The sequence below is a fragment of the Pseudomonas sp. ZY71 genome (genome assembly GCF_036542145.1).
GTDB classification, from domain to species: Bacteria; Pseudomonadota; Gammaproteobacteria; order Pseudomonadales; family Pseudomonadaceae; genus Aquipseudomonas; species Aquipseudomonas koreensis_A.
Genome location: NZ_CP144274.1, coordinates 683,578 through 695,973 on the forward strand (window position 1 = coordinate 683,578; position 12,396 = coordinate 695,973).

Annotated in this window: 14 protein-coding genes; 5 read left to right on the forward strand and 9 right to left on the reverse strand. The window is 60.6% G+C overall.

Going from position 1 to position 12,396, the window contains the following annotated elements; all coding sequences use genetic code 11:
- Positions 1-82 precede the first annotated feature (82 nt).
- On the reverse strand, positions 83-970 hold the full coding sequence (locus VY732_RS02905) for a DMT family transporter (RefSeq protein WP_034151603.1): 888 nt from the start codon (positions 968-970) through the stop codon (positions 83-85).
- A 96-nt stretch (positions 971-1,066) separates the two neighbouring features.
- Here VY732_RS02905 and VY732_RS02910 point away from each other — a divergent pair, with 96 nt between their 5' ends.
- The 3 genes from VY732_RS02910 to VY732_RS02920 all read left to right on the forward strand — a co-directional run bounded on the left by VY732_RS02910 (position 1,067) and on the right by VY732_RS02920 (position 3,704).
- On the forward strand, positions 1,067-1,861 hold the full coding sequence (locus tag VY732_RS02910) for an AraC family transcriptional regulator (protein WP_331694044.1): 795 nt from the start codon (positions 1,067-1,069) through the stop codon (positions 1,859-1,861).
- A 63-nt stretch (positions 1,862-1,924) separates the two neighbouring features.
- Entirely contained in the window at positions 1,925-2,230 is a 306-nt protein-coding gene (locus VY732_RS02915; RefSeq protein ID WP_077570711.1) for a PsiF family protein, read from the forward strand.
- 460 nt (positions 2,231-2,690) lie between these two features.
- Positions 2,691-3,704, forward strand: coding sequence for an AI-2E family transporter (locus VY732_RS02920; RefSeq protein WP_077570713.1), 1,014 nt, complete (start codon positions 2,691-2,693; stop codon positions 3,702-3,704).
- Between the two features lie 135 nt (positions 3,705-3,839).
- On the opposite strand, the gene VY732_RS02925 is transcribed toward VY732_RS02920, so the two are convergent.
- A complete protein-coding gene (locus tag VY732_RS02925; RefSeq protein WP_331694046.1) occupies positions 3,840-5,114 on the reverse strand; it encodes an Hsp70 family protein in 1,275 nt (424 codons plus the stop codon).
- Between the two features lie 291 nt (positions 5,115-5,405).
- Between VY732_RS02925 and VY732_RS02930 the strand changes: the two genes are divergently transcribed.
- Both VY732_RS02930 and VY732_RS02935 read left to right on the forward strand, forming a co-directional pair.
- Positions 5,406-6,356, forward strand: a complete 951-nt coding sequence (locus VY732_RS02930) for a DnaJ C-terminal domain-containing protein (protein ID WP_331694048.1) — start codon at positions 5,406-5,408, stop codon at positions 6,354-6,356.
- A gap of 23 nt (positions 6,357-6,379) precedes the next feature.
- Positions 6,380-6,685: a chaperone modulator CbpM gene (locus VY732_RS02935; RefSeq protein WP_102899419.1), complete on the forward strand. Its 306-nt coding sequence runs from the start codon at positions 6,380-6,382 to the stop codon at positions 6,683-6,685.
- A gap of 170 nt (positions 6,686-6,855) precedes the next feature.
- On the opposite strand, the gene ureC is transcribed toward VY732_RS02935, so the two are convergent.
- The 7 genes from ureC to urtE form a co-directional block, all read right to left on the reverse strand.
- Positions 6,856-8,556 (reverse strand): urease subunit alpha, encoded by a 1,701-nt coding sequence (gene ureC, locus VY732_RS02940; protein WP_331694051.1) that lies wholly within the window; start codon positions 8,554-8,556, stop codon positions 6,856-6,858.
- 202 nt (positions 8,557-8,758) lie between these two features.
- A complete protein-coding gene (locus VY732_RS02945; RefSeq protein WP_127925651.1) occupies positions 8,759-9,064 on the reverse strand; it encodes an urease subunit beta in 306 nt (101 codons plus the stop codon).
- On the reverse strand, positions 9,064-9,597 hold the full coding sequence (locus VY732_RS02950; protein ID WP_331694055.1) for a GNAT family N-acetyltransferase: 534 nt from the start codon (positions 9,595-9,597) through the stop codon (positions 9,064-9,066). Before VY732_RS02950 ends, VY732_RS02945 begins: the two co-directional genes overlap by 1 nt.
- 5 nt (positions 9,598-9,602) lie before the next feature.
- Complete coding sequence (locus tag VY732_RS02955) at positions 9,603-10,136, reverse strand: GNAT family N-acetyltransferase (RefSeq protein ID WP_331694056.1); 534 nt, start codon at positions 10,134-10,136, stop codon at positions 9,603-9,605.
- 9 nt (positions 10,137-10,145) lie between these two features.
- The gene (gene ureA, locus VY732_RS02960) at positions 10,146-10,448 is read right to left on the reverse strand and encodes an urease subunit gamma (protein WP_007915951.1); all 303 of its coding nucleotides are present in this window, start codon (positions 10,446-10,448) and stop codon (positions 10,146-10,148) included.
- Between the two features lie 330 nt (positions 10,449-10,778).
- Entirely contained in the window at positions 10,779-11,618 is an 840-nt protein-coding gene (locus VY732_RS02965) for an urease accessory protein UreD (protein ID WP_331694058.1), read from the reverse strand.
- 43 nt (positions 11,619-11,661) lie between these two features.
- Complete coding sequence (gene urtE, locus VY732_RS02970) at positions 11,662-12,360, reverse strand: urea ABC transporter ATP-binding subunit UrtE (protein ID WP_016771889.1); 699 nt, start codon at positions 12,358-12,360, stop codon at positions 11,662-11,664.
- Positions 12,361-12,396: the final 36 nt, after the last annotated feature.

The window sequence follows — 12,396 nt, forward strand, 5'->3', positions numbered from 1 at the left end:
AGCTCGCTCCCACAAATGACCGCATTCCTTCAGTTGAAATGCAATCCAATGTGGGAGCGAGCCTGCTCGCGAAGAGGCCGGATCAGGCGACGCTTAATTTGCGGCCCAACACGGTGGTCCAGCGCTCGGAAAGGATCACCCCGCCCAAGGTCAACAACCCGCCCACCAGGTGATACATCGCCAACTGCTCCTTCAACACCACCGCCGCAATCAGCGCGGTAATCAACGGCAGCAAGTTAAAGAACAACGTCGTGCGGCTCGGACCCAGACGCTGCACCGCCTGCATCCACGCCAGCGGCGCGAGCATCGACGCCAACAGACACGCATACAACACCAGCGGAATGTTCTGCAGGGTCAAACCGGTCTTCGGCGAAGCGGCATACAGTGGAAACAATACGACAATCGCCACCAGCACCTGCAAATACAGCAGCACCAGCGGCGGCAGGCGCAGCTGCCATTTTTTCAGCAGCGTGCTGTAGATCGCATAGGCCAGGGTCGCGATCAGCATCATCGCATCACCCATGTTCACGCCGTGTTGCAGTAACGCGCCGAGGCTGCCGGACGACACCACGACCAATACGCCGGCAAACGACAGAACCGCACCGACCAGCGCACCGGCGGTCAGGCGTTGCCCGAGGCTGATGATCGCCATGGCCAGCGACATCAACGGCATCAGGGACAGGATGATGCCCATGTTGGTCGCGGTAGTCAGGGTCGCGGCGAAGTAGGCGAGGCTTTGATAGACCGCCATGCCGAGTACGCCGAGGATGAAAATCTTGCCCAGGTTCGGGCGGATCTGCGGCCAGTGCGCGATCACCGCTTTGAGCATGAACGGGGTGAACAGCAAACCGGCGAGCAGCCAGCGGTAGAAACCGATCTCGGCGGGGAAAATCGCCCCGACCGCCAGTTTGTTGATCACGGTATTGCCGGCCCAGATAAAAATCGCCAGCAGCGGAAACGCGTATTGCATGAGTCGAAACCAGTACGTTGATGAAGGGCAATTATCCCTTGTCTGGATGCAAGCCTATACTGCGAACCGGACAACCTGCCTCTGAAACCGGACAGCATGAACAGCAAACACATCGATCTGCTGGATTTCAGCGAACTGCCATCGGCGGTGTACTTCCGCTACGCCGATTTCAACGCCCATGAATTTGCCGCGCCGCACCGCCATCCGTGGGGCACGCTGGAATATGCCGCACATGGCGTGCTGCACATGGATGTCGACGGCAGCCGATTCATGTCGCCGCCGCAATACGCGGTGTGGGTGCCGCCGCAGGTCGAGCACAGTTTTTACAGCCATCAACCGGTAAACTATCGCGCGGTGTGCCTCGACCCCAAGGTCTGCGCCGAACTGCCGACACGCGCCTGTACTCTGGCGATCAGCGATATTCTCAAGGCGATTCTCAAGGACTTCGCCGCCCGTGACGTGAAGATTCCCGAACTCGATGCCGACCAGCGTCTGGCGCAAGTGTTGGTCGATCAATTGCAGCAGGCACCGGTGCATGAGTGTTATCTGCCCTACGCGAGCAGCCCGGGTTTGCTGGCAATCCTCGAAACCTTGCAGGCCGAACCGGGCAACAATCAGCCGCTGGCGCATTGGGCGCTGCAAGTGCATGTCAGCGAACGCACGCTGGCCCGGCAATTCGTTCGGGAGTTGGGGATGAGTTTTGGCGAATGGCGCCAGCGTCTGCGCTATCTCGCGGCGATCGAGGCGCTGGAAACTTCGCGTAGCGTGCAGGAAATCGCCTTCGATCTCGGCTACAGCAGTGGCTCGGCATTCATTGCCATGTTCGCCCGGCAGGCGGGGTGTACGCCGGAGCAGTATCGCCGCAGCCATCTGGAAGGTAGGAAGGTGTAACAGGATTTGGCTACACTCCAGCAGAGGCCGCCCCCCTCGGTGCGGCGCCAAGGAGAAAACTCCATGAAGATGTTGCGTGTGCCGTTGTTGATGATTGGTTTGCTCCTGTGTTCCCAGGGTTTCGCCGCCACGGCGCAACAGAACAAGATGACCACCTGCAATGCCGATGCGACCGCCAAGAGTCTGAAAGGCGATGAGCGCAAAACCTTCATGAGCACCTGCCTCAAGGCAGCGCCAGCGGCCAACGATGCCAAGGCCCTGACCCCGCAGCAGCAGAAAATGAAGACCTGCAACGCCGATGCCGCCACCAAAGCCCTGACCGGCGATGCGCGCAAGACGTTCATGAGTGATTGCCTGAAGAAAAAATAACTTGATTCGGTGGGGTACCTGGTCGACGCGTTCGCTTGAGATTTGCCCTCACCCTAACCCTCTCCCGGAGGGAGAGGGGACTGACCGCGGTGTTTTCAGATATCCATCGACCTGAACTATCCGGCCGATTCTGAATTCACTACAGCACTGGCAGGTCACCGGATTTCTTCGCCATTCCTTGATCGGTCCCCTCTCCCGGAGGGCGAGGGGACTGACCGCGGTGTTTCAAGATATTCGTCGATCTGAAAAAAACGGGCGATTATGGATTCCATGGCGCTGTCTCCGGTCACTGGATATCCAGAGCATCCCCCAATCGGTTCCCTCTCCCTCTGGGAGAGGGCTAGGGTGAGGGCTGGATCTCAAGCCGTGCACTAAAAGTTGAAGCACCGCTTATACCTAGTGCTCACCCCGGAACGCTGGCAGACTGCCAATCCTTTTACGCCGTTCGTTTTGAGGCTGTATGCCAACGTTTTCTGAGCGTCATGTAGTGTTCTGGGTCAGTTGCATCATCATTTTCGGCGGTTTGCTGCTGGTGCTGCCGCTGCGCTTGTTGCCCAGTCTGTTGGCCGGTTTGCTTGTGTATGAACTGGTCAACATGCTCACTCCGCAACTGCAACGGCTGATCGAAGGCCGCCGCGCGCGCTGGCTGGCGGTGGCGTTGCTGGGGACGTTGGTCGTCAGCGTTCTGGCGCTGATCTTCGCCGGCGCGATCAGTTTTCTCCTGCACGAAGCAGAAAACCCCGGCGCTTCCCTGGATAAATTCATGGGCGTGGTCGATCGCGCACGCGGGCAATTGCCACCGTTCATCGACGCCTATCTGCCGGCCAGTGCTGCGGAATTTCGCGTGGCGATCGGCGAGTGGATGAGCAAGCACCTGTCTGACCTGCAACTGGTTGGCAAGGACGCGGCGCACATGTTCGTGACGTTGCTGATCGGCATGGTGCTCGGCGCGATCATCGCCTTGCAGCGCATCCCCGACGTCACCAAACGCAAACCGCTGGCTGCGGCGCTGTTCGACCGTTTGCACCTGTTGGTGCAGGCGTTCCGCAACATCGTCTTTGCGCAGATCAAGATTTCCCTGCTCAACACCGTCTTCACCGGGATCTTCCTCGCGGTGATCCTGCCGATGTTCGGCATCAAACTGCCGCTGACCAAAACCCTGATCGTGCTGACCTTCCTGCTCGGCCTGTTGCCGGTGATCGGCAATCTGATGTCGAACACCCTGATCACCATCGTCGGCCTGTCACTGTCGATCTGGGTAGCGGTGGCGGCGCTGGGTTATCTGATCTTTATCCACAAGCTCGAGTACTTCCTCAACGCGCGGATTGTCGGCGGGCAGATTAGTGCCAAGTCGTGGGAGTTGCTGCTGGCGATGCTGGTGTTCGAGGCCGCGTTCGGTTTGCCGGGGGTGGTGGCGGGGCCGATTTATTATGCGTATCTGAAGAGTGAGTTGAAGCTGGGCGGGATGGTTTGATCCAAGCCTTGTAGCGCTTGAGCGGGCCTCTTCGCGAGCAGGCTCGCTCCCACATTTTGAGCGCATTCCTTCAGTTGAAATGCGACCCACTGTGGGAGCGAGCCTGCTCGCGAATGGCGCGCCGCCGATTCTGGATCAGGCCATCGAACCGTAGCGTTTCATCGCTTCAATCGCCAATCCGCTACCAATGCTGCCAAAAATATTCCCTTCAACATGCCGCGCCTTCGGCAACATCGCCGAAACACTGTTGCGCAGCGCCGGAATCCCGCTCGAACCGCCGGTGAAGAACACCGTGTCGACCTGATCCACCGCCACACCGGCATCGTTCAACAGCTGCGTAACGCTGCCGCGCACCCGCTCCAGCAGCGCATCGATCGCCGATTCAAACAGCGCACGGGTCAGCTCAACACTCAACCCGGCTTCGATCCGATCCAACGGCACATGGCGGCTGTCGGTGTGGGTCAGTTGAATCTTGGTTTCTTCGACTTCCATCGCCAGCCAGTGCCCGGCGCGCTGTTCGATCAATTTGAACAGGCGATCGATGCCACCGGTGTCTTCGATGTCGTAGCGCATGCTGCCCAGCGCCAGGCTGGATTTCTGCGAGTATACCGAGTTGATGGTGTGCCAGGTCGCCAGGTTCATGTGGTGGCTGGTCGGCATGTAGGCGCCGCTCTTCATGCGGCTGCCGTAGCCGAACAGCGGCATCAGGCCTTGCAGGCTCAGCTGTTTGTCGAAGTCAGTCCCGCCGATGTGCACGCCACCGGTGGCGAGGATATCGTCGTGACGGTTGTCGTAACCACGCCGCTCCGGCGACAGGCGCACCAGCGAGAAGTCGGAGGTACCACCGCCGATGTCGACGATCAGCACCAGCTCTTCTTTCTCGATGGTCGACTCGTAGTCGAAGGCCGCAGCGATCGGTTCGTACTGGAACGAGACCTCTTTGAAGCCGATCTTTTTCGCCACATCGACCAAGGTGTCTTCAGCTTCCTGATCCGCCAGCGGATCGTCATCGACGAAGAACACCGGACGACCGAGCACCACTTGTTCAAATTCCCGACCGGCGGCGGTCTCGGCGCGGCTTTTCAGTTGACCGATGAACAGCCCGAGCAAGTCCTTGAACGGCATCGCGGTGCCGAGCACGCTGGTGTCGTGCTTGATCAGCTTGGAACCGAGCAGGCTTTTCAGCGAGCGCATCAGCCGGCCTTCGTAGCCTTCCAGGTACTCGTGCAGCGCCAGACGACCGTAAACCGGGCGGCGCTCCTCGATGTTGAAGAAGACCACCGACGGCAGGGTGATCTTGTCGTCTTCCAGCGCGATCATCGTTTCCATGCCGGGGCGCAGCCAGCCGACGGTGGAGTTGGACGTGCCGAAGTCGATGCCGCAGGCACGGGCTGGAGAGGCGTCTTTCATGTCTTTCGGTTCCGGTCAAAAAAACGGCCGCGCAGTGTATGTCAGTGCGCGCCAGATTCGAAGGCCGGTCATCTGCTATTTCACGACTAAACTGCTTGAAACTCGCAGCTTTGCCCCAAACTTGCTGGCATGGGCCGGCAGAACCACCGGCGGTCGCAAGAACCGCCGTCCACTGCCGATAAACTTCTGCAGCGCCACCCGGTCACAACCTTGAGATCGGTCAACCCGGCACGCGCGAATCGGCGCATGCTGGCATCGGCGCGAAATCGATAACGGATGGTGATTCCTTCAATGGACTTCAAAGACTATTACAAGATACTCGGCGTGGAGCCGACAGCAGACGACAAGGCAATCAAGGCTGCCTATCGCAAGCTGGCGCGCAAATACCACCCCGATGTCAGCAAGGAAAAGGACGCCGAGGCCAAGTTCAAAGACGCCTCGGAAGCCTATGAATCGCTGAAAAGCGCCGATAAACGCGCCGAATACGACGAACTGCGCCGTTATGGCCAGCACGGTCAGCCGTTCCAGGGGCCTCCGGGCTGGCAGAGCCGTGGCGGCTTTGGCGGCGGTGGTGGCGACACCGGCGACTTCTCGGACTTCTTCAGTTCGATCTTCGGCAATCGCGGCCCCGGTTTCGGTGGCGGCGAAGGTCGGCAACAACGCAGTGCAGGGCGCCGAGGGCAAGACGTGGAAATGGAACTGCCGATCTTCCTCGAGGAGACGCTCGCTAACGAATCGAAGAAAGTCACCTTCCAGGTGCCGCAATACAACGCCAACGGCCAGCACGTCAGCAATACCAGCAAGAGCCTGAACGTGAAGATCCCGGCGGGCGTGACCGACGGCGAGCGCATCCGCCTCAAAGGCCAGGGTGCACCGGGCGTCGGTGGCGGGGCCAATGGTGATCTGTACCTGACCATTCGTTTTGCGCCGCACCCGAAATTCGATGTCGAAGGCGAAAATCTGATCATCACCCTGCCATTGGCTCCGTGGGAGCTGGCGCTGGGTGCCGAAGTGGCGGTGCCGACCCTGACCGGCAAGATCAACCTCAAGGTGCCCGCCGGTAGCCAGAACGGCCAGCGCATGCGTGCCAAGGGACATGGTCTGAAAAACAAGGCAGGCGAGCGAGGTTATCTGTTCGTGCAGCTCAAAGCGGTGATGCCGAAAGCGGCCGACGACGAGGTCAAGGCGCTGTGGCAGGAACTGGCGAAGAAAGCCGCCTTCAACCCACGCGAGAACTTCTGAATTCGACGACGGAGTAGCCCATCATGAGCAGCCCCCTGATCGTTCAACTGGACCTGGCAGAATTCTGTGAGGCGGCCGATTTGTCGGACGTCTACGTGATCGAAATCGTCGAGCACGGCATCCTCGAACCTCAGGGCGCGCAGCCCCGGGAATGGCGCTTCACCGATTACGAATTGGCCTTGGCCAAACGGGCGGTGAAGTTGCGTCGTGATCTGGAGCTGGAGTGGGAAGGTGTTGCGCTGGCGCTGGATCTGCTGGAAGAGGTGCGCGAATTGCGTGCCGAGAACCGCATGTTGCGCCAGCGGTTGGGGCGGCTGGTGGTCGAGTAGACAGTCTGAAGGTTTGTGTGGGGGTTGATCTGGCCCTATCGCGAGCAGGCTCACTCCTACAATGGATCGGTGTACGCAGGTCCCTGTAGGAGTGAGCCTGCTCGCGAAGAACGATGACGCGGTAGTTCTGACTCAACACTGAAAAGGCCCCGAAGGGCCTTTTTTTGTGCTCAGAACAGGAAGTACCGCTGCGCCATCGGCAATGTTTCCGCCGGCTCACACCACAGCAGCACACCATCAGCCTTGACCTGATACGTCTGCGGATCGACATCGATGTTCGGCAGATAGTCGTTGTGGATCAGGTCGGTTTTCTGCACATCTCGGCACCCCTTCACCACGGCGATTTTCTTTTTCAGCCCCAACGCTTCCGGCAACCCTGCCTCCTGCGCGGCCTGGCTGATAAAGGTCAGGCTGGTGGCATGCAGCGAGCCACCGTAACTGGCGAACATCGGACGGTAGTGCACCGGTTGTGGCGTCGGGATCGAGGCGTTGGCATCGCCCATCAGGCTCGCGGCAATCGCGCCGCCCTTGAGGATCAGCGTCGGCTTCACGCCAAAGAAAGCCGGGCGCCACAGCACCAGATCCGCCCATTTCCCCACTTCCACCGAACCGACTTCATGGCTGATGCCATGGGTGATTGCCGGGTTGATCGTGTACTTGGCGATGTAGCGTTTGGCGCGGAAGTTGTCGTTGCCTGCGCCGTCCTGCGGCAGTGGCCCGCGTTGTTTTTTCATCTTGTCGGCGGTTTGCCAGGTCCGCGTGATGACTTCGCCGACGCGGCCCATGGCCTGGCTGTCGGAGCTGATCATCGAGAACGCGCCGAGATCGTGGAGGATGTCCTCGGCGGCAATCGTTTCGCGGCGGATGCGGCTTTCGGCAAACGCGACGTCTTCGGCGATGCTCGGGTCGAGGTGATGGCAGACCATCAGCATGTCGAGGTGTTCGTCGATGGTGTTGCGGGTGAACGGCCGGGTCGGGTTGGTCGAGCTCGGCAATACGTTCGGGAAACCGCAGGCCTTGATAATGTCCGGCGCATGACCGCCACCGGCACCTTCGGTGTGATAGGTGTGGATGGTGCGACCCTTGAATGCGCCGAGGGTGGTTTCGACGAAGCCGGACTCGTTGAGGGTGTCAGTGTGGATCGCCACCTGCACGTCGAACTGGTCGGCAACGCTCAGGCAGTTGTCGATGCTCGCCGGCGTGGTGCCCCAGTCTTCGTGCAGCTTGAGGCCGATGGCGCCGGCCTTGACCTGTTCGATCAGCGGCTCCGGCAGGCTGGCGTTGCCCTTGCCGGTGAGGCCGATGTTCATCGGGAACGCATCGGCGGCCTGGAGCATGCGCGCCAGATGCCATGGCCCGGAGGTGCAAGTGGTGGCGTTGGTGCCAGTGGCTGGGCCGGTGCCGCCGCCGATCATGCTAGTGACGCCGCTCATCAGCGCTTCTTCGATCTGCTGCGGGCAGATGAAGTGGATATGGGTGTCGATGCCACCGGCGGTGAGGATCATGCCTTCGCCGGCGATCACTTCTGTGCCGGCACCGATGGCGATGGTCACGTTCGGCTGCACATCCGGGTTGCCGGCTTTGCCGATCGCCGCGATGCGGCCGTCCTTGAGGCCGACGTCGGCTTTGACGATGCCCCAATGGTCGATGATCAGTGCGTTGGTGATCAGTGTGTCGACCACTTCGGCGGCCAGCAGTTGGCTCTGGCCTTGGCCGTCGCGGATGACTTTGCCGCCACCGAATTTCACTTCTTCGCCGTAGGTGGTGAAGTCTTGTTCGACTTCGATCCACAGCTCGGTGTCGGCCAGGCGCACCTTGTCGCCGACGGTGGGGCCGAACATGTCGGCGTAGGCTTGTCTGGAGATTTTCATGCAGCGTCCTTCAGGAAAATAGTGGTGAGCCATCGACCCTCACCCTAGCCCTCTCCCAGAGGGAGAGGGGACTGTACACGGTGGGCCGGCAATCGGTGATCGGCTCCGCAGAGGGGACTGGTCGCGGTGGGGCGGTTATCGGTGAACGGCTCCCTCTCCCTCGGGAGAGGGCTGGGGTGAGGGGCAGCGGTGCACGCAGATATCAGAGATCACCCATGATCCGTCCGGCAAACCCGAACACCCGCCGATGCCCGGCATAATCCACAAGCTCAACCTCACGGCTCTGCCCCGGCTCAAAGCGCACCGCCGTGCCCGCCGGAATATTCAGGCGCATGCCACGGCTCGCCGCGCGATCGAAGGTCAGCGCGTCGTTGGTTTCAAAAAAGTGATAGTGCGAACCGACCTGGATCGGCCGGTCGCCGCTGTTGGCGACTTTCAGGCTGAGGGTGCGGCGGCCGACGTTGAGTTCGATGTCGCCGGGCTGGATCTGGTACTCGCCAGGAATCATCACTGGGCTCCTTGCAGAATCTTGTAATAGAGGGCAGTCGGCCGATAAGTGCCGGTCGGGTCGCAGGCGTAATCAGGAATCTGGCCCGCGCGGGTGTAACCCAGCGCCTTGTAGAAATCCTCGGCGGGCGAACCGGCCTCGGTGTCGAGGTAGAGCATGCCGCGCTTGTGTTTGGGCGCTTCGAGTTCCAGCGCACTCATCAATTGCTGACCGAGACCGCGACGCCGTGCGTGTTCGCGCACCAGCAGTTTCTGCACCTCGGCGCGGTTGAGGCCGTTGGACTTCTGGCACAGACCCAACTGCACACTGGCCAGCACCTGCTCGTCCTTGACCACCACCCAAAGCAGCACGCTGCCTTTGTTGACGTTGTCCTGAACCTCATCGAAATACGCGCGCGCCTGAGCCGCATCGAGGTCGGCCATGAAGCCGACGCTGGCGCCGTAACCCACGGCATCGAGCAGCAGATCAATCAGGCCCTGACGGTAATGGGCAAAACTTTCAGCATTGACGCGGCGCAGTTGGGCGGCGTTCATCGGTGTCACTCCTTGTTGGCGTCAGGCGGCTCCGCGCCGGGGTTGAGGGTCAGTTGCATGAAGGTCAGATCGAGCCAGCGGCCGAATTTGGTGCCGACTTGCGGCATCTGCCCGGTGATGACGAAACCGGCGCGTTCGTGCAGGCGGATCGAGGCGGCGTTACCGCTTTCAATGGCGGCGACCATCACATGCTTGTCGCAGGTCTTCGCCCGTTCGATCAGCACAGTCATCAGTTGCGGGCCGAGGCCGTTGCCGCGCTGATCGCTGCGCACGTAGACCGAGTGCTCGACGGTGTGACGGAAGCCGTCGAACGGCCGCCAGTCACCGAAGGAAGCGTAGCCGAGCACACTGTTGTCGGCGTCGACGATCACCAGAATCGGATAGGCCTGAGCCTGACGCGCGCTGAACCATGCCTGACGGTTGCCGAGGTCGACGGCTTGTTCATTCCAGATCGCCGTGGTGTTGAGCACGGCGTCGTTGTAGATGTCACGGATCGCCGGCAGGTCGGCGTGAACGGCATCGCGAATGGAGTAAGTCATGACGCGGCCTCAGACGATCGGTTGGTGGACGGTGACCAGTTTGGTGCCGTCGGGGAACGTCGCTTCGACCTGGATCTCCGGGATCATTTCCGGGATGCCTTCCATCACTTGTTCGCGGCTGAGCAGGGTGGTGCCGAAGTGCATCAGCTCGGCCACGGTCTGACCGTCACGCGCGCCTTCGAGCAGCGCTGCGGAGATGTAGGCCATGGCTTCCGGGTAATTGAGTTTCACACCGCGGGCCAGACGCCGCTCGGCGACGAGGCCGGCGGTGAAGATCAGCAGCTTGTCTTTTTCGCGTGGGGTCAGGTCCATTGTGGGGTTCCGTAAGGGCAGTTTTGTGAGGTTCCTGCGGGCGCGGGGTGTCAGTTGGAGCCACCCCTCACCCTAGCCCTCTCCCGAGGGAGAGGGGACTGATCTCGGTTGTTTTCAATGGCCGGTTCAGTCAGCAGTATTCGTTCAGGCAGTTAAATTCATTTCAAACGACTCGGTCGGGCGCCCTCTCCCGAAAGAGAGGGGACTGATCTCGGTTGTTTTCAATGGCCGGTTCAGTCAGCGGTATTCGTTCAGGCAGTTAAATTCATTTCAAACGACTCGGTCAGGCTCCCTCTCCCTCCGGGAGAGGGCGGGGGGTGAGGGGCTTTTTCAGGTACTCCATATTCTGGGAGAAATCGCGTCACGCCCGAGCAGGGCCGGTCTGAGCAAGCGCCATAAATCGATGAGCCAGGCGCGGGCGAGCAACGCTTCACTGGCCAGACAACGGGCCACCAGCAGCCCTGGCAGCTGGCTCAAATCCCCGCGCACGTCATGCCCCAGCGAACGACAACGCTCAAGCAACTCAGCATCAATTTCACCGGTGACCAACAACGTCGCAAACACCGGATTGCCATCCAGCCCGATCGGCGAATCAAGCAAACCGTCGCCACCGACAATGCGCTGGCGCTCATGCCAGAGCAATCGGCCATCGCGGCGAATATCCAGGTGCGCCTGAAAATGCCCGCGGTCAAAACGCTCGCCACTGGCCGGGCGTCCCAGCGCCACCACGTCCCAGTAAAACAGCCGCGCATCACCTTCAAGATCAATCGAAGTGCTCAGTTCAGCCTGCGCGGCGCTGTAGACGATGGTCTCCTGCGGCAGCCATTCCAGCGTCGCTCCGGCAGCCACTTTCAAATCCAGTTTCTGATAAGCCGGCCCACCGGCGCGATACCACTTGGCCGCGCCGGGGCTGGTGATCTGCGCCCAGGCGTGTTGCTCGACGCGGGCGCTGATGTCCAGTCGATCACCGCCGGCAATCCCGCCCGGCGGGTGGACGATGATGTGCTGGCAGACCTCGGGGCCTTCGGCGTACAGGTGCTTTTGCACCCGCAGCGGGCCGAGGTGTCGGCGCATGACCGGGCGCGTGCAGTCGCCGAAACGGGCGTAGGCGAGTTCCAGCTCGGCGTGCCAGCTCGGGGTAAACAGGGCAGGTGCAACAGTCGAATTCATGGTGTGTAATTATCGTTAGGAAGCTACAGATTAGTTCGTTGTACTAGATCGTTACCAGCCCGCGTACACCCTCGGCCTCCATATTTTCACCGCGACCCTGCTGCACGATCTCGCCCCGGGACATCACCAGGTATTGATCGGCCAGTTCCGCGGCGAAATCGTAGAACTGCTCGACCAGCAGAATCGCCATGTCACCGCGCGCCGCAAGTTGCTTGATCACCGCGCCGATCTCCTTGATCACCGAGGGTTGAATGCCTTCGGTGGGCTCATCGAGGATCAGTAACCGTGGACGGCTGGCCAATGCTCGACCGATCGCCAGCTGCTGTTGCTGACCGCCGGAGAGGTCACCACCGCGACGCTGCTTCATTTGTAGCAGCACTGGGAACAATTCGTAGATGAAACCTGGGACTTCTTTGGCTTCGCTGCCGGGAAACCGTGATAACCCCATCAACAGATTTTCTTCCACGGTCAGGCGGCCGAAGATTTCCCGGCCTTGCGGCACGTAAGCGATCCCGGCGTGTACGCGCTGGTGTGGCTTGAACGTGGTGATCGGTTTGCCTTCCCAATTCACCGCGCCTTCTTTGGCCGGCAGCAAGCCCATCAGGCATTTGAGCAGGGTGGTTTTGCCGACGCCGTTACGGCCGAGCAGGCAGGTGACTTCGCCGACCTTCACGTCGAAGCTTAAGCCGCGCAGGATGTGGCTACCGCCGTAGTACTGGTGCAGCTTGTCGACTTGCAGCATGTCAAAAGTCTCCTCAAATCCCTTTGTAGGAGTGAG